16 protein-coding genes are annotated in these 15,972 nt (G+C 71.6%); 7 read left to right on the top strand and 9 right to left on the bottom strand.

The annotated features are described in order from the left end of the window. From JS756_RS18905 to JS756_RS18895, 3 genes are read right to left on the bottom strand one after another with little or no spacing between them, the layout of a single operon-like run. Entirely contained in the window at positions 1-1,008 is a 1,008-nt protein-coding gene (locus JS756_RS18905; protein WP_205384302.1) for a methionine synthase, read from the bottom strand. Positions 1,009-1,040: 32 nt separating this feature from the next. Continuing rightward, a complete protein-coding gene (locus JS756_RS18900) occupies positions 1,041-1,739 on the bottom strand; it encodes an SDR family oxidoreductase (protein WP_205384301.1) in 699 nt (232 codons plus the stop codon). Between the two features lie 22 nt (positions 1,740-1,761). Beyond that, on the bottom strand, positions 1,762-2,301 hold the full coding sequence (locus tag JS756_RS18895) for an LOG family protein (protein ID WP_205384300.1): 540 nt from the start codon (positions 2,299-2,301) through the stop codon (positions 1,762-1,764). 51 nt (positions 2,302-2,352) lie between these two features. Here JS756_RS18895 and JS756_RS18890 point away from each other — a divergent pair, with 51 nt between their 5' ends. Next, complete coding sequence (locus tag JS756_RS18890; RefSeq protein ID WP_205384299.1) at positions 2,353-2,679, top strand: DUF427 domain-containing protein; 327 nt, start codon at positions 2,353-2,355, stop codon at positions 2,677-2,679. 27 nt (positions 2,680-2,706) lie between these two features. Here the strand turns inward: JS756_RS18890 and JS756_RS18885 are convergent, their stop codons facing one another. From JS756_RS18885 to JS756_RS18860, 6 genes are all read right to left on the bottom strand, one after another. Next, positions 2,707-3,951 (bottom strand): ATP-grasp domain-containing protein, encoded by a 1,245-nt coding sequence (locus JS756_RS18885; protein WP_205384298.1) that lies wholly within the window; start codon positions 3,949-3,951, stop codon positions 2,707-2,709. Between the two features lie 38 nt (positions 3,952-3,989). Continuing rightward, positions 3,990-4,952 (bottom strand): quinone oxidoreductase family protein, encoded by a 963-nt coding sequence (locus JS756_RS18880; protein ID WP_205384297.1) that lies wholly within the window; start codon positions 4,950-4,952, stop codon positions 3,990-3,992. Positions 4,953-5,005: 53 nt separating this feature from the next. After that, positions 5,006-6,403, bottom strand: coding sequence for a methylaspartate mutase (locus JS756_RS18875; protein WP_205384296.1), 1,398 nt, complete (start codon positions 6,401-6,403; stop codon positions 5,006-5,008). Then, the gene (locus JS756_RS18870) at positions 6,400-6,870 is read right to left on the bottom strand and encodes a cobalamin-dependent protein (protein WP_205384295.1); all 471 of its coding nucleotides are present in this window, start codon (positions 6,868-6,870) and stop codon (positions 6,400-6,402) included. The genes JS756_RS18875 and JS756_RS18870 overlap by 4 nt, the downstream gene beginning before the upstream one ends. Before the next feature lie 69 nt (positions 6,871-6,939). Continuing rightward, the gene (locus JS756_RS18865) at positions 6,940-8,088 is read right to left on the bottom strand and encodes a fatty acid desaturase (RefSeq protein WP_240203988.1); all 1,149 of its coding nucleotides are present in this window, start codon (positions 8,086-8,088) and stop codon (positions 6,940-6,942) included. A 242-nt stretch (positions 8,089-8,330) separates the two neighbouring features. Continuing rightward, positions 8,331-9,584 (bottom strand): MFS transporter, encoded by a 1,254-nt coding sequence (locus JS756_RS18860; RefSeq protein ID WP_205384293.1) that lies wholly within the window; start codon positions 9,582-9,584, stop codon positions 8,331-8,333. A gap of 597 nt (positions 9,585-10,181) precedes the next feature. Between JS756_RS18860 and JS756_RS18855 the strand changes: the two genes are divergently transcribed. The 6 genes from JS756_RS18855 (at position 10,182) to JS756_RS18830 (ending at position 15,944) form a co-directional block, all read left to right on the top strand. Next, entirely contained in the window at positions 10,182-10,928 is a 747-nt protein-coding gene (locus tag JS756_RS18855; protein ID WP_307790776.1) for an SDR family NAD(P)-dependent oxidoreductase, read from the top strand. A 90-nt stretch (positions 10,929-11,018) separates the two neighbouring features. Then, the gene (locus JS756_RS37820; RefSeq protein ID WP_307790774.1) at positions 11,019-11,447 is read left to right on the top strand and encodes a YciI family protein; all 429 of its coding nucleotides are present in this window, start codon (positions 11,019-11,021) and stop codon (positions 11,445-11,447) included. A gap of 1 nt (position 11,448) precedes the next feature. Continuing rightward, positions 11,449-12,807: an aminotransferase-like domain-containing protein gene (locus tag JS756_RS18845; RefSeq protein ID WP_205384291.1), complete on the top strand. Its 1,359-nt coding sequence runs from the start codon at positions 11,449-11,451 to the stop codon at positions 12,805-12,807. After that, on the top strand, positions 12,804-14,060 hold the full coding sequence (locus tag JS756_RS18840; protein ID WP_205384290.1) for an ATP-grasp domain-containing protein: 1,257 nt from the start codon (positions 12,804-12,806) through the stop codon (positions 14,058-14,060). The genes JS756_RS18845 and JS756_RS18840 overlap by 4 nt, the downstream gene beginning before the upstream one ends. Before the next feature lie 167 nt (positions 14,061-14,227). Continuing rightward, on the top strand, positions 14,228-15,337 hold the full coding sequence (locus tag JS756_RS18835; protein ID WP_205384289.1) for an LLM class flavin-dependent oxidoreductase: 1,110 nt from the start codon (positions 14,228-14,230) through the stop codon (positions 15,335-15,337). Positions 15,338-15,440: 103 nt separating this feature from the next. Further along, positions 15,441-15,944 (top strand): flavin reductase family protein, encoded by a 504-nt coding sequence (locus tag JS756_RS18830; protein ID WP_205384288.1) that lies wholly within the window; start codon positions 15,441-15,443, stop codon positions 15,942-15,944. Positions 15,945-15,972 lie beyond the last annotated feature (28 nt).

Below are 15,972 nucleotides of genomic sequence, written 5' to 3'. Positions count from 1 at the left end.
TTACTCTGGGTTGTCCGCGAGGGATCTCGCCGCCCGGACGCAGTGGGCGAGCGCCCGGCGGGCGTACCCGGGGGACGCGCCCGCGAGGCCGCACGCCGGGGTGACCGTCACCGCCTCCGTGAGCAGCCCCGGATGCAGCCCCAGCCTGCGCCACAGCGTCCTGACCCCCATGACGCTACCGGCAGGGTCCGACAACGGGCCGTCCGTGCCGGGGACGACACCCGTGAAGAGCCGGGTCCCCCCCTCCACCGCCTCACCGATCGCCTCGTCGTCACGCTCGGTGAGAAGGGCGAAGTCGAAGGAGACGGCCGCCGCGCCCGCCCGGCGCAGCAGGGCGAACGGGACGTCCGGGGCACAGGAGTGCACGACGACGGGGCCGCCCCCGTGGGCCGCGACGACGTCCCGGAGTGTGGCCTCGACGCGTTGCCGGTCGACGGCGCGGTGGGTGCGGTAGCCGCTGGCGGTGCCGATCCGCCCGCGCAGGACGGCGGTGAGGGAGGGTTCGTCGAGCTGGAGGACGATCCGGGCGCCCGGCACCCGACGCCCCACTTCGGCGAGATGCAGGCGCAGGCCCTCGGCGAGGGAGGCGGCGAGGTCGCGGCAGGCGCCGGGATCGGACAGCGCGGCCTCGCCGTTCTTCAGCTCGACGCCGGCGGCCAGCGTCCACGGCCCGACTGCCTGGACCTTGAGCAGGCCCTCGTACCCCTGCGTGAACTCCTCCAGCGCGTCGAGGTCCTCGCCGAGCCAGGCCCGCGCCCGCCGGGTGTCGCGGCCCGGCCGGTCGCCGATGCGCCAGCCGCTGGGTTCCACGCGCGCGTACAGCTCGACGAGCATCCCGGCCGTGCGCCCGATCATGTCCGCGCCGGGCCCGCGGGCGGGCAGCTCGGGCAGGAACGCGAAGTCCTCGAAGGACCCGGTGGCGGTCTTGGCGGCCTCCCGGGCGTCGCCGCCGGGCAGCGACCCGACCCCGGTGGCGGCACCGAACCTGAACTGGCTGTTTTCACTCACCCGGGAAGCCTACGGAACGCCGGCGCTGCTTTTCACCGGCCCGGCCGCACCGTCAGGTCGTTGACCTCCGCGTCGGCGGGCAGGTCGAGGGCCATGAGCAGGGCGGTGGCGACCGACTCGGGGTCGATCCACCGCGCGGGGTCGTACTCCTTGCCCTCCTGCTGGTGCACCTTGGCCTGCATCGGACTGGCGGTGCGCCCGGGGTAGACGGAGGTGACGCGGACGCCGTGGGCGTGCTCCTCCTGGCGCAGGGAGTCCGCCAGGGCCTTCAGGCCGTGCTTGGAGGCGGCGTACGCGGACCACTCGGCGTGCGCGGCGAGGCCGGCGCCGGAGTTGACGAACACCACGTGGCCGCGGGAGGCCCGCAGCTGCGGCAGGAAGTGCCGGGTCAGCTCGGCCGGCGCGACGAGGTTGACGTTGAGCTGGTGGCGCCAGGCCTTCGGGGTCAGGTCGCCGACCCGCCCCAGGTCGACGACGCCCGCGATGTGCAGCAGGGAGTCCACCCGGTCCGGGAGCGTCTGGTGGGAGAAGGCCCAGGACAGCTTGTCGGGGTCGGCGAGATCGCCCACCAGCGTCCTCGCCCCGGGGAAGCCGGCCGCCAGCTCCTTGGCGCGGCCGGCGTCGCGGGCGTGCAGGACGAGGTCGTCGCCGCGCGCGTGCAGACGGCGGGCGACGGCCGCGCCGATGCCGGACCCGGCACCGGTGATCACATGGGTAGCCATGCCCGCCATGCTGCCACCACCGGCCGCACCCTCACCCGATGCCCCGGCTCTCCTCCAGACGGGCCAGGGCTCCGACCGGCTCCTCGGCGAAGAACACCAGCTCGCCCAGGGGGCGCGGCAGGAAGCCCTCCGCCTCCATCCGCCGGAACTGCTCCTTGAGGCCGTCGTAGAAGCCGGCGGTGTTGAGGAGCACCACCGGCTTGTCCGTGTGGCCGTGCTTCTTCAGCTCCAGGATCTCCGTCGCCTCGTCGAGGGTGCCGGTGCCGCCGACCATGACCACCACGGCGTCGGACCTCTCCAGCAGCAGCCGCTTGCGCTCGGCCAGGTCGCGGGCGATCACCATCTCGTCGGCGCCCGGGCGCGCCTTGGCCGCCAGGAACTCCACGGACACCCCGCACAGCCGCCCGCCGGCCTCCTGCACCCCGTCGGCGACCACCTTCATCAGCCCGACGTCCGAGCCGCCCCACACCAGGGTGTGCCCGCCCTTGCCCAGGAGAGCGGCGAACTCGCGGGCGGGGCGGGTGTAGCGGTCGTCGAGGTCGGCGGCGGAGAGGAAGACACAGATGCGCATGGGGCCACCGTACGCGGGAAGAAGACGGCCCCGGAGAACGCTGTCCTCCTCATGACCCGAGGACACACGATCACCATCGAGCAGGGCACCCGGCGCGTCCGCGTGGTGCACGGCGGCCAGGTCCTGGCGGAGAGCGACCGGCCGCTCGTGCTGCGGGAGACGGGCTGCCCGGTGCGCTACTACCTGCCCGCCGAGGACGTCCGCATGGACCTCCTGGCTCCCTCCGGCACCCGGACCCACTGCCCCTTCAAGGGAACGGCGTCCTACTGGTCGCTGCCCGACGCGGCGGACCTGGTCTGGGCCTACCCCGAGCCGAAGCCCGAGGTGGCCCTGATCAAGGACCACCTCTGCTTCTACGAGGTCGACGTCGTCGGCTGATCCGAGGGCGGCGCGGCTGCCCGTCCGTCACCCCTGAGCGGGCTCGGTCACGAACCGGACCCGGGACTCCAGCTTCCGGGCCAGGGCCTGCGCCTCCTCGGGGGTGTCGGCGCCGACCGCGATGTGCCCGACGCGGTTCTCCACCGAGCGGTGCGCCGCGACGACCGTGCCGGGGGCGACGGCGAGTTCGGCGTGGATGACGGCCGGGTGGGACAACACCTCGTCCCAGCCCTCGACGGCGACCAGGCGGCCCGTCGGCGGGGTCAGGAAGCGGATCGCGGAGCCCCGCACCGGCTTCAGCGCCTCCCGGTCGACCGGGTTGCCCAGGACGTCGTCGTAGACCAGGCCGAACCACTCCAGGCCGGGGATCACGTGCGCCAGCATGCGGTGGATCCAGCCGCCCGCGTTGCGCACGTGGATCTCGCCGAGGACGACGCCCCGCCCGGTCCACCACAACTCGACGTGGAACTGGCCGAATCGAAGCTCCAGGGCGGTCAGTGCCGCGACGACCTGCTCCTCGATCTCCCGGGCGGTGTCCTCGGGCAGGATCGCCGGGATCACGTACTCGATCTCGAAGAAGTTCGGCGGTGGCAGCAGTTCCTTCGAGGTCAGCGCCAGCACGTGCGGCCTGCCGTCGAGGAAGACACCCTCGGCGCTGTACTCGGGCCCCTCGACGAACTCCTCGACGATGAAGGACCCTCCGCCGGGCAGGAAGGCGAGGGCCGCGGACAGTTGTCCGGGCTCGTCGATGCGGGTGACGCCCTCGCTGCCCATCGCGTCCCGCGGCTTCACCACCCAGGGCCCGGTGGTCTCCGCCAGGAACCCGCGCGCCGCGGCCTCGTCCTCGCAGACCAGGAAGCGCGGCTGGGGGAACCCGGCGGCGGCCAGGTGGGCCCGCGCCTCGTCCTTGGTGCGCACCCGGTGCACCGCCTGCGGCGGGTTGCCGGGCACGCCGAGCGCCTCGGCGACCTCGGCCACCGCCTCCTGCGCCATCTCCCGGACGCCGAAGACGACGTCGTAGCGCTCCCCCGCGGCCGCCTGCGCCTGTGCCCAGGCCGCGCTGGCGCCGCGCGTGGAGAAGTCGACCGCGGAGGCGGCGTCGGCCTGGGCGGTGATGCCCGGGGTGGCGGCGAGGGTCGCCTCCTGGTTGGTGACGTGGATGCGCAGTCCGCGCCGGCGGGCCTGCTGGAGCGCCGTGGAGACGACGTCCACGGCGAGGGTGGCGTCCCCGGCTCCGCCGACGAAGAGCAGCTGACGGTCGGCCTCGGTCATCTGGGCTCCTGAGAGAATGAAGGTGCGGGCGGAACGGGTCAGAGCGTGAGCAGGAGCTTGCCGGTGGTGGCGCGGGCCTCCAGCAGCCGGTGCGCCTCGGCGGCCTCCTGCAGCGGCAGGGCGGCGTGCACGAGCGGCTTGATGACGCCGTCGGCGAGACGGCCGAAGACGGCCTCGCCGGCGGCGCGCAGCGACTCGGCGTCGTACACGTAGTCCTTCATGGTGGGCCGGGTCAGGAACAACGAGCCGCCGCCGCGCAGCAGTTCGATGTCCAGCGGCGGTACGGCACCGCTCGACAGCCCGCACAGGGCGAGCGTGCCGCGCCGGCCGAGGCTGCGCAGGCTGGCCAGATGGGTGGCGGCGCCGACGGAGTCGTAGACCACGTGGGCGCCCCGGCCCCCGGTGAGGTCGCGCACGGCCTCGTCGAATCCGTCGTAGCCCAGGGTGTGGTGGGCGCCGGCCTCCCGTGCGACCGACTGCTTGGCCTCGCTCGACGCGATGCCGATCACGGTGGCGCCGCGGGCCGCTGCCAGTTGCACCAGGAGCCGGCCGAGGCCGCCCGCGGCGGCCAGGACGACCACGGTCTCGCCGTCGTCGACGGGGTGCGTCTGGTGCGTCAGGTAGTGGGCGGCCAGGCCCTGGAGGGTGACTGCGGCGGCCTCGGTGAGGTCCACCCCGTCGGGCACCGCGATCAGCTTGTCCGCGGGGACCACGGTGTACTCGGCGTAGGCGCCCAGCTGGGAGGCGTACGCCACCCGGGCGCCGGGTGCGAGGTCGGTGACGCCCTCGCCGACGGCGGCGACCGTGCCCGCGCCCTCCTGGCCGGGAGTGAACGGGGGTTCGGCGGGATAGGTGCCGTTGCGGTAGTAGACATCGATGAAGTTGACCCCGGCGGCGGTGTTGCGCACCAGGACCTGGCCGGGGCCGGGAACCGGCTGCCCGATCTGCTCCAGGCGGAGTTCGGACGCCTCGCCGGGCCGGCTGACGCGGATGGACTGCATGCTCTCTCTTCCCGTTCTGGGTCGTACCGTGCGGTGGTGCGGGCGAGGGGCGGTCAGGACGGGGCCGCGGCTCTGCCGCGGCCCCCGGTGCCGGTCTGCTCGCCGAAGACGTCGAGGAAGTAGTTGATGTCCGCCGTCAGCCCCTTCACCATGTCGCCGATTCCGGCCTGGCCGCCGGCGGCGAGGCTGCGTTCGTTGCGCCGCTGGACGGCGGCGGAGAACGGCAGTGCTCCCGTGGCCGAGTAGCGTATGGCACCGTCGCCGGCCCGGCGCGGAATGATCCGGGACAGCGCATGGCGGCTGGCACTGAAGGGAATGTCCAGGCGGCCCTCGGCGAACGCGGCCGGGATCTCCTTGTGGAGGTCGGACACCGACAGCACGGGCTCCACGATCTCGGCGACCTCCGTGAGGATCCAGTCGAGTTCGTCGGCGATGCGGCCCTCGTCCAGCGCGATGAAGTCCAGCAGTGGCGAGTTGGCCCGGGAGGCCAGCAGGAGGCCGTCGATGTTGGCCCGGGTGTCGGGGATGCCGTGCGCCTCCTGGTACGTCTTGCTGATCAGCTTGCTGGCGCCGCCGAGCCGGGCGACGAGCGCGCCGTAGAGGATGAGGTCCTCGGCGTTGGCCCGTTCACGGGGGAAGACCCCCATGAACTCGTGCAGCACGGAGTGGACTTCGACGTCCGGCGGCAGATAGCGGGCGGCGAGGAGGGGCACGGCGCGCAGCGCCGCGACGTCCTGCTCGAAGTGGCCGCCCTGCGGATAGGCGACGGAGATGCAGCGCACGCCCTCGCGCGCCGCCGCCACCGCCTCCAGCACGCTGACGGCCAGGGAGATGGAGGGCGGGACCAGGACGGCGGTGAGGGTGCCGAACAGCTCCCGGTCGACGACCAGCCCGAGTTCGGCCAGTTCACCGCAGAGCGCGTCCACGTCCCGCCAGGCGGCGAGCGAGTCGGACAGCGGAACGGCCTTGGAGTAGGGCAGGTTGTAGGAGATGCCGCCGCCCTCGAACGACGTGATGCCCGCCGCGACGGACGTCTCGAACAGCAGGCGCGCGTCCGGGGAGCCGTGCCGTACCTCCAGCGGCACCGCCACCGCCTCGTTCAGTTCCCGCCCCCGCTGCCAGCCGTGGGCGACGAGCGGATATCCGTTGAGGTCGGCGGGGTTGCGCTCCAGGACGGCCCGCGCGCTGTCGAACTGCTTGAGCCGGGTGTAGGAGTCGATGGTCAGCGTCAGGATGTCCGGACGGGCGTGCCGGTCCAGGTCCTGCAGCAGCGTCATCATCTGCGCGTGGGAACCGACGCCGCACCGGGGTTGCAGCGCCACCCGGTCCGCCGCCCGCGCATCGCGCAGCACCTGGGCCGCGGTGGGTTTGCCCAGCGCGCGCACATAGGCGACGGACTCGGCGAGCGACGGCAGCGGGGGCGCGTCGCCCGGGGAGACGGTGCCGCTCATGAGGTGACCGTCGGAACGGCGGCGTAGGCTCCCGGGGCGGTGGCGGCCGGCGTGGTCCCGGCGCGCAGCCGGTCCAGGGTCGGGGGAAGGGCGTCCAGGTCGGTCAGGACGACGTCCACGCCGAGTGCGTACAGGCGCTCGTGGTCTGAGGTGTGCTTGTAGCTGCCGACCGAGAGGTTGCCGCCGACGATCACCGGGCAGCCCAGGCGCCCGGCCGCACGGGCGGCGGGGAGGTCGTGCAGGTCCTCGTGGGCGTGCCCGTTGAGGCTGCCGATGATCACCGCTTCGGCGTCCGGATGCTCGGCGTGCGCGTCGGCGAACTCGGCGACGGAGGTGCAGGCGCCGAGGTTGACGACGTGGAAGCCCCGGGCGCGCAGGGCGTGGGCGATGAGGTGGTTGGCGACCACATGGCTGTCACTGGCGGCCACCCCGAGAATGACGGTGCGCTGAGCGGTTTCGTGCCGCATGGAGTCCCCCTGGAATCGTCGAGCGAATGTCGGCGGTGCACGGAACGAGCGGAATGACATTCGGTGCGTTCAGTCATCGAATGCGGCGAACAACTCCCGCTTGCTCACCTCGCGCAGACGAGCCACGTTGAATTCCTCGGGGTCGGCCGCGGACAGCGAGTCGAAAACCAGATTGATGGCGGGTACGAGACCCCAGGCCTGCTTGTACGCCGGCCAGCCGGGGCTGCCTTTCTCCAGGTCCGCCTGGCGCTCGAATATGTAGTTGGCCCAACGGGGCGTGGAGGGATAACGGTGGTGGAAGTCGTGCACGACGGTGTCCCCGGTGAGCACCAGGTAGCGGGTGGGGGCATGGACGAACAGCATCCGCAGACTCCAGCGCGCCCAGGCCGCGGCGCGGCGGACCGGCGGCAGTGCGGACGTGGGGGCGGCCTCACCGATGAAGATGGCATTGGTCAGCCCGCCGAAGTACTCCTTGCCGCGGCGCACGGTGAGGTCCGGCGCTGGGAAGGTGTGCTTGACGCACAGCCGCAGGGTGTTGCTGACCTGGAACAGCGGCACCAGGGGAACGAACCAGACGATCAGCAGCTGCGCCCAGGTGCCGGTGGCGACGGTGGCCGCCACGGCCGTGCCGTAGAGCAGGACGCAGACCGCCTTCTCGCTGCGGGCGGAGCCGCTCCAGAACGAACGGGCACGCGCCACGGCGAAGTTGAGGTGGAACCAGGGTGAGAGGATCTTGCCCAGGACACGCCGCCACATCTGCCGACGGTTCATGCCGGGGTGCAGGTCGAGGCTGATCAGGAAGGCCTGCACGGTGGGGTCGCGCAGCGTCATGTGGTGGGCGGCGTGGTGGTCGCTGACGTGCTCGCGGCTGTAGCGCTCGAAGTTCTGGATGATCAGCAGGCCCGAGGTGGCCCGGCCGATGGCGGCGTCCAGGCGGCGCCTGCGGTACATGTTCCGGTGGGAGCACTGGTGGTAGACCATCATGCGCAGGTTCCGCATCCCGTGCAGCGTGACGGCCCAGCCGGCCGGGACCAGCAGCAGCCGGACCCCGCCGAGCGCCAGTCCGGCGCAGCCGGCGACGACGCCGCACAGCATCGACACCACGGCCGTGAGGAGATGGAAACCCGGGGTCCACCAGGACAGTGCATTCTGCCCCGGTAAAGCTTTTCCGGTGAATATGGTGAGCGGGTACTGGACGAACCGGGGCAGCGCACGCATGGTTTCGCGAGGATCCATATGATCCGCAATGCCTTCGGTCCGGTAGCCACTGTCAATGGCTGCCATCGCACTCCTTGAGGTCAGGGATCTGGCGGCGCCGGGCAACGATGTCCGGTCGGACTCTCGTGAATGCGCGCACGCGTAAGGGATGTGACTGGGTGCGTGATCAATCCTGACAGGTTTTCACCCTCAGGGTCAACCGCTTCGGTACGTGAAAAAGATCTGGTGAATTCTCCGGCAATTCAGGCCGCCGCTTCCCGGGCCACCGGCTCGGGAAGCGTACGGCGCGCCCGCACCGGCGAGAGGAACACCGGCAGGAAGGCCGCCGCGGCGAAGCCCGCACCCACCCACAGCGCGGCCTGGATGCCGATGAGTTCACCGAGCGCCCCGGAGAGCGCGGCGCCGACCGCCAGAGCGCCGGTGAGGAGGAATCGGAAGGTGGCGTTCATGCGACCCAGCAGGGCGTCCGGTGTCATCCGCTGGCGGAGGCTGACTCCGAGCACGTTGTCCATGCCGATCTTGAACATGGCGACGGACCAGCCCAGCCCGGCCGGCAACAGCCAGAACCCGTGGTCCACCAGCGGCACCAGCAACACCGCCGGCGACAGGGACAGGCCGGCCAGGCCCAGCGTACGACCGTATCCGAGACGCGCGGCGACCGGGCGGGCGCAGCGCGCACCGATCAACAACCCGACCCCGCCGGCTCCCCAGAACAGGCCCAACGCGGCGCTGGGCAGGCCCAGTTCACGCACGAACCAGATCGGCAGCATGGTGTTGATCACCGCCGACCCGAGGTTGGCGATCGCGGCGGTGAGCGCCAGCGCCCGCAGTTCCGGGTTGCCGAACACATGCCGAACCCCCTCGGCGACCTGGGCGTACAGCCGGGGGCCGGCGCCCGGCGCGGCAGCCGGGCGCGCGGTGCGCCGCAGCCGGGTGAGGCCCAGCCCGGAGGCGAGATAGGAGCCGGCCGCGACCAGCACGGCGACGGGTGCGGTGAGCAGCGAGACCAGCCCGCCGCCCGCGCTGCGCCCGAGGACGTTCCCCGCGGCGATCAGCGTGTTGACGTCCGCGTTGGCCTGAACCAGGCCTTCCTTGGACACCAGTTGAGGCAGCACGCTCTGCGAACCGACGTCGAAGAACACCGTCGCACATCCGTTGAGCAGAACGACAAGGTACAGCTGGCCGAGAGTGAGCACATCCAGCCACCAGGCCACGGGCACGGACGCGTACAACAGGGCGCGCCCCACGTCCGCCACGATCAGCACCCGCCGGTGACTGAGCCGATCCACCCACGCCCCGGCCGGCAGGCCGATCAGCAGGAAGGCCACCGTGCTCAGCGTGGCGAGCGCACCGACCTGACCGGGGCCGGCGTCGAGCGCCGAGACGGCGACGAGCGGGACGGCGACGTAACTGATGTTGGTGCCCAGCTGGCTGAGGGCGGAGGCGGTGAAGAGCGTGCGGAAGTCAGGCGTGCGCCAGGGAGAGTTGGCTGACATGGTCCGTTCATCCGGTGGTCGGGCAGGGCCGCCCGGGAGCCGGGGGCCTCGTCGGCGAGGAACGTGCTGCGTTCAACCATGCCCGGGCGGCCTGAAGGATCCGGGCAACGATGGCCGGATATCACCCTGTGCAAGAATGCTCATTTGCGCCCCCGTTTCACATACCCACCGGCTCCACGGCCGCCGGTCGCGCCTTCGGTTTGGCGCAAAAACCGATCCCGCCGTTCGGCTGGACACTACGTTTCATCCATTGTTCACGGTACTTGGCCGAACCGTATCGCATACTTCCGAGGGCCCCGGATGCACCGGTGGCAGGCCATCGATGCGACAGTCGCCACTGGCAAGAATGCACCACGGAAGAGTTGTTGAAACACGTTGACAAGGCACCAAGATCAATGTGATCGTCGGTGAGGTTCACGGGGGACCTGCTTCCCTGTGCCCGTTTGCTGTGCGCGTAGTGGCGAACACTTCAGACCACCGTCTGGCCGCCCCCCGAGCAAACCCCGGGCCGGCCTGGCTTGCGTTCTACCGAGCTTCCCTACAAGAGCCCTGCCCGTTCAGGGTCACCGACCTATGAAAAGCCAGGTGAATAGCAAAGTGACCGCTCGTACCGCGCTTCTGATCGGAGCCGCCGGCGGAATCCTCTCGGACGTGGCCCGCGGCCTCGCCGACCAGGGACACCCGCTCGTCCTGTTCGACCGGAACGAGGAGGCCGTCACCCGCCTCGCCGACGAGCTGGCCGGACGGACCAAGATCGAGGTCGTCGTCGGCGACATCACCGACATCCCCGCCGCGGAGGCGCAGTTGACCGGGATCGTCGACCGGCACGCCCCGTCCGTCCTGGTCAACGGGGTCGGCGGGGACACCCGCATCATCGGCTACGCCGACCTCGATCGCTCCCACTTCGACCAGACCCACCTGGAGAACGTGGTGAGCACCTGGATCGCGATCAAGGTGTGCGCCCCGCGGATGGTCGCGGACGGCTACGGACGCATCGTCAACTTCGCCTCCGCGGGGGGCCGTACGTACAGCCACTTCAACAACGCCGCCTACGTCGGCGCCAAGGCGGCGGTGATCGGCATGACCAAGCAGATGGCGTACGAGCTGGCCGGGACAGGTGTGGTCGTCAACGTGGTCGCACACGGGCCGATCGCGACCGCACGGGTCGCGGGCGCCTTCGACAGGCGCACCGAGGAGTCGAAGAAGGACGTGCTGTCCCGGCTGCCCATGGGCCGCTACGGCACCGTGGCCGAGGCGGCCGGAAGCGTGCTGCACCTGTGCTCGGAGAGCGCCGGCTACTCGACCGGATCCGTCGTCGACGTCAACGGCGGCCTCTACATGTGACCTGCCCGCGCGCGGCGCGCGAGGGCCCCCGGCCCGGGGCCCGTCGCCCGCGCGGACGGTCCGTCCGCAGCGGAGCCGAACAGGTCCGCCGTGGCCGAAATCCGCACGGTCGTGGCGCCCGTGCACACCCATGACCGGTCGCGGTCGATTTCCGGCCGCCGGCCCGGGAAATTCCAGCGCAAGGAGCTTGGTGTGGCGAAATTTGTCGTCGAATTCGAGTACAACGTCGACCGGGCCGGCCGCGAAAGCCTGCATCCGGCGCACGCCGAGAATCTCTACCGACTGGCCGAGAAGGGCGTCCTGCTGCTCGGCGGTCCGCTCGTCGGGGAGAATTCCGGACTTCTGGTGTACGAGGTCGCGTCCCGCGAGGAACTTCAACGGCTGCTCGACGAGGAGCCGTATGTCAAGGGCGGCGTGGTGGCCGAAATCCGCGTCAGGGAATGGGCGCCCGGCAAGGGCAGTTGGATCGCCGCACTGAACCGCTCCGAGACGGTGCCCGCCGGAAAGGAAACCCACTGACATGGCGCGATTCGGCCAGGACTCGCTGCACCCCTCGATCACCGACCCCGACATGGACTCCATGCGCATCCTGAGTGAGACCGCGCTGCGCTTCCCCGACGCGCTGTCATTCTCCTCGGGCGCGCCGTACGACGGAAACCATGATCTGGCCAACCTGAGCTTCTACACGGACCGGTACATCAAGCACCTGCGGGACAAGGGGGTGCCGGACGCCCGCATCACGCGCCTGATGTTCCAGTACGGACCCGTCAACGGCCTGATCCAGGACGAGGTCGCCCTGATGCTCCGCAAGGACGAGGGCATCGACGTGCCGCCCGAGGCCGTCATGATCACCCACGGCTTCCAGGAGGCCGCCCTGATCGCCCTGCGCGGCCTGTGCGCCTCCCCGGACGACGTGCTGTTGTCGGTGTCCCCGGCCTACGTCGGCATCCGCGGCGCCGCCCGCATGCTGGACATCCCGATCCGCGGCGTGTTGGAGGGCCCGGACGGGCTGGACCCCGAGGCCGTGGCGGAGGCGGCCCGCGCGGTGCGCGCCGAGGGCCGGCGCCCCGCCGCCCTCTACCTGGTGCCGGACTTCAACAACCCCTCCGGCACGGTGCTGCCCCTCGCGGCCCGCCGACGCCTGCTGGAGGTGGCCGAGGCCGAGGACCTGTACATCCTGGAGGACAACCCCTACGGCCTGTTCGCCCGCGACGGCGAGGCGATGCCGACCCTGAAGTCCCTGGACACCGCCGGCCGGGTGCTCTACCTGGGGTCGTTCGCCAAGTCCGCCTTCCCTGGTGCCCGGCTCGGCTATCTGGTCGCCGACCAGGAGGTCGCCGACGGCTCCGGCACCGTCCGCACGCTGGCCCAGACCCTGTCCAAGGCCAAGGCCATGTACAGTGTCGGCTCCTCGACGCTCTCGCAGGCGGTGATCGGCGGCATCCTCGTCGAGCACGACCACGATCTGCGTTCCGCCACCCGGGAGCTGGCCGCCGTCTACCTGGAGCGGCTGGACGCGGCGCTGGACGCGCTCGCCGAGCACTTCCCGCCCGGCGCGGACCACGGCGTCGAGTGGAACACCCCGCGCGGCGGCTTCTTCCTGGCCCTGAAGGTCCCGTTCACCGCCGACCTCGCGGCCATGGAGCGCTCGGCCCGCGACTACGGTGTCAGCTGGGCCCCGATGAGCATGTTCCACCTGGAGGGCGGCGGCCGGCACGAGATGCGGCTGGGCTTCAGCAACCTCGCTCCCGAAGCGATCCGCGAGGGCATCGCGCGGCTGGCCCGCTTCATCGAGGACACCCCCCGCGAGACGTCCCCCGGGACGCAGCGCCCCACCTCCCGCGAGACCGCCCCCGCAACCCCCGGAGCCGCGGCATGAGCGCGTCCGACCAACCGTTCGCCGTCGTCGTCGACGGATACTCGGCCGGAAACTTCTACCCCGCCGCGTTCACCGCTGCCGGCGCCCGCGTGATCCACCTGCAGAGCACGCCGGAGCTGATCCCGACCATGCTCGCCCCGGACCTGAGCGCCTACGAGCGGAACATCGTCGCCTCCGACGCGGGGGAGGCCGCCGCGCTCCTGCGCCCGTACGCCCCCGCCGCCGTGGTGGCGGGCCAGGAGTCCGCGGTGCAGCTGGCGGACCGGCTCAGTGAGGCGGTCGGCGCGGCGACCAACGGCACCGCGCTGTCCCCCGCCCGCCGTGACAAGTACGAGATGATCGAGACGCTGCGCCGGGCGGGAGTGCGCTGCGCCGACCAGTTCAAGAGCGACGACGCCGAACTGATCGTGAAGTGGGCCGAGGACGCCGGCCGGTGGCCGGTCGTCGTCAAGCCGGTGGACTCCGCCGGGTCCGACTCGGTGTACGTGTGCCGCACGGCCGAGGAGGCCAGGGCCGCCGCCGAGCGCATCCTGGGCGGGCGGAACCTCTTCGGCTTCGCCAACGCCGAGGCGCTGGTGCAGTCGTACCTGGAGGGCACCGAGTACATCGTCGACACGGTCAGCGCCGACGGGCACCGCTACGTGTGCGGGGTGTGGCGGTACGAGAAGACGCTGCTGCCCACCGGCCGGAACATCTACAACCGGGACATCCTGGTGTCCGCCGACGAGGCTCCCGTGCCCGCGCTGGTGGCCTACGTGGACGAGGTCCTGCGGGCGCTCGCGGTGCGCTGGGGGCCGACGCACGCCGAGGTGATCGTCACGGACGACGGCCCGGTCCTGGTGGAGATCGCCACCCGTCTCAACGGCAACCTCAATCCGACCTTCCACGACCTGTGCCTGGGCCACAACCAGGCCGGGCTGTCGGCGCGGGCGTACATCGACCCCGACGGCTTCGCCCGGGAGTACGGGGACCGGGTCTACCGCAAGCTGCAGTCCGCCTACACGTACAACGCGCCCACCGCCCTCGACGGCGTCGTGACGGACGTGGACGAGGCGGCGGTCGCGGCGATCGACGCGCTGCCGAGCACGGTCGTCACCGGGGTGAAGTACCGGCCCGGGTCCCGCATCCGCCCGACCGCCGACCTGATGTCGGCGGCCCTGCGGGTGCACCTCACCTCGTCCGACGAGGCCCGGCTGGCCGCCGACTACGACCGGGTCCGCACCCTGAAGGACTCGGTCTACCGCGTCGGCTGACCCACCGCCGCGCCCGCGGGGCCGCCGACGCCCCACCGCCCCACCCGGCGTCCCCGCCGGGTCTTCCCACCCGCTTGACCACTCGACGCCTCGGACGGACGCCTCCGTCCGACGCGTCCGTCCGGAGCTTCCCTCCCGAAGCCCTTGTCCCGAGCTGGAGGACAGTAGTGCACAGCCGCATCGGCCTGTTCCTTTCACCCGTCCACGAGACGGGCCAGGACCCGCATCTGGCGATCCACCGCAACCTCGAACTGGTCGACCTCGCCGACCGCCTGAACTTCGACGAGGCCTGGTTCGGTGAGCACCACAGCCTGGGCTGGGGTCTCGTCGGCGCCCCGGAGACGCTGATCGCCGCCGCCGCCCAGCGCACCCGCCAGATCAAGCTGGCGCACGGCGTGGTCCCGCTCTCCGGCCACCACCCCTTCCACGTGGCCAGCCGCGCGGTGCACCTGGACCACCTGTCGCGGGGTCGCTACATCCTGGGCGTGGGTCCCGGCGTGCCCTTCGACGGTGCGCTGTTCGGCCTGAACCCCAAGGAGCAGCGCAAGCGGCTCGACGAGGCGCTGCCGACCGTGCTCGAACTGGTCAACGGCGAGCAGCGGATCACCCGCAAGACGGACTGGTTCGAGCTGGTCGACGCCAAGCTCCAGCTGCCCCGCTACGGCACGGCGCCGATGGAGGTCGCCCTGGCCACCTCCGGCACCTCCGAGACCAGCCCGCGGCTGATCGGCCGGTACGGCCTGAGCATGACCTCGTTCGCGCTGCCGTTCGCGCTGCTGACGCCGGGCGCCCCTGAGCACATGGGCCTGGCCCAGCAGTGGAAGCTCGCCGAGGAGTCGGCGGCCGAGCACGGGCGGACCCTGCACCGGGAGAACTGGCGCGTGGCGCTGCCGGTCCACGTGGCCGAGACCCGCGAGCAGGCCTACAAGGAGGTGCGCGAAGGCTACGACCGCTGGCTCTTCGAGTACTTCGGCAAGGCCGCCGGCCGTGACGTGCTGGCCCCGGGTGCCGACCGCGAGCGGGCCCTGGAGGACCGGGTGGAGGCGGGCGGCGCCCTGGTCGGCTCGGTCGACGACGTCGTGGACGGCATCCGCCGGATGCACGAGATGACCGGCGGCTTCGGCACGCTCCTGGTCTACGTCGCCGACTGGGCGAGCTACGAGGCCACCGACCGCAGCATGGAGCTGCTGGCCCGCTATGTCGCCCCGCGCGTCAACGGCTTCGTCGACCGCCCCCAGGAGGCCGTCGACTGGGCGATCGCCAGCCGAGCGAAGTGATCGAGGAGCCGGGCGGCGGCCGTCCGATCCCGGCCGCCGCCCGGCCGGCACGTGCGTCCCTCAACACCGAAACCACCCCGCCGGATTGAGTGGAAGTCCTCACATGCTTCAGCAGACCGAGCCGGTATCGACATCCTTGGACCAGCGCTCGTTCCGTGACATCCTCGGCCGTTTCACGACCGGAGTCGTGCTCGTCACCGCGCAGACCGCGCACGGACCGACGGGCATGGCCGTCAACTCCTTCACCTCCGTCTCGCTCGACCCGCCGCTCGTCGCCCTGTGCGCGGGCCGGACCTCCACCACGTGGCCGGCCGTCCGGGCGGCGGGAGGATTCGCGGTGAGCATCCTCGGCGAGCGGCACGCGGACCTGTGCCGACTGTTCAGCACCCCGGGAGCGGACCGTTTCTCCGGCCACGAGTGGGCGCGCACCGAGGCCGGCCATCCCATCCCCGCCGACGGACTGGGCTGGCTGGACTGCGAGATCTCCGTCATCCATCCGGCCGGCGACCACGAACTGGTCGTCGCCTCGGCCGACCGCGGCGCACTGACCGGCGCAGTCCGGCCGCTGGTCTTCCACGCGGGCCAGTTCCGCACCCTTCTCGCGTGAACGCCCGGACAGCACAGGTGAGAACGAG

This window comes from Streptomyces actuosus, assembly GCF_016921115.1.
Classification (GTDB): domain Bacteria; phylum Actinomycetota; class Actinomycetes; order Streptomycetales; family Streptomycetaceae; genus Streptomyces; species Streptomyces actuosus_A.
The sequence above is the reverse complement of the archived record's forward strand: the minus strand, read 5'-3'. Positions and strand labels throughout refer to the sequence as shown.

What these genes read in the sequence shown, in the direction of transcription:
- JS756_RS18890 (WP_205384299.1), top strand. Translation starts at nt 2,353, where the DNA reads ATGACCCGAGGACACACGATCACCATCGAGCAGGGCACCCGGCGCGTC.
- JS756_RS18865 (WP_240203988.1), bottom strand. Translation starts at nt 8,088, where the DNA reads ATGCGTGCGCTGCCCCGGTTCGTCCAGTACCCGCTCACCATATTCACC.
- JS756_RS18870 (WP_205384295.1), bottom strand. Translation starts at nt 6,870, where the DNA reads ATGCGGCACGAAACCGCTCAGCGCACCGTCATTCTCGGGGTGGCCGCC.
- JS756_RS18875 (WP_205384296.1), bottom strand. Translation starts at nt 6,403, where the DNA reads ATGAGCGGCACCGTCTCCCCGGGCGACGCGCCCCCGCTGCCGTCGCTC.
- JS756_RS18880 (WP_205384297.1), bottom strand. Translation starts at nt 4,952, where the DNA reads ATGCAGTCCATCCGCGTCAGCCGGCCCGGCGAGGCGTCCGAACTCCGC.
- JS756_RS18885 (WP_205384298.1), bottom strand. Translation starts at nt 3,951, where the DNA reads ATGACCGAGGCCGACCGTCAGCTGCTCTTCGTCGGCGGAGCCGGGGAC.
- JS756_RS18895 (WP_205384300.1), bottom strand. Translation starts at nt 2,301, where the DNA reads ATGCGCATCTGTGTCTTCCTCTCCGCCGCCGACCTCGACGACCGCTAC.
- JS756_RS18900 (WP_205384301.1), bottom strand. Translation starts at nt 1,739, where the DNA reads ATGGCGGGCATGGCTACCCATGTGATCACCGGTGCCGGGTCCGGCATC.
- JS756_RS18840 (WP_205384290.1), top strand. Translation starts at nt 12,804, where the DNA reads ATGAGCGCGTCCGACCAACCGTTCGCCGTCGTCGTCGACGGATACTCG.
- JS756_RS18845 (WP_205384291.1), top strand. Translation starts at nt 11,449, where the DNA reads ATGGCGCGATTCGGCCAGGACTCGCTGCACCCCTCGATCACCGACCCC.
- JS756_RS18830 (WP_205384288.1), top strand. Translation starts at nt 15,441, where the DNA reads ATGCTTCAGCAGACCGAGCCGGTATCGACATCCTTGGACCAGCGCTCG.
- JS756_RS18860 (WP_205384293.1), bottom strand. Translation starts at nt 9,584, where the DNA reads ATGTCAGCCAACTCTCCCTGGCGCACGCCTGACTTCCGCACGCTCTTC.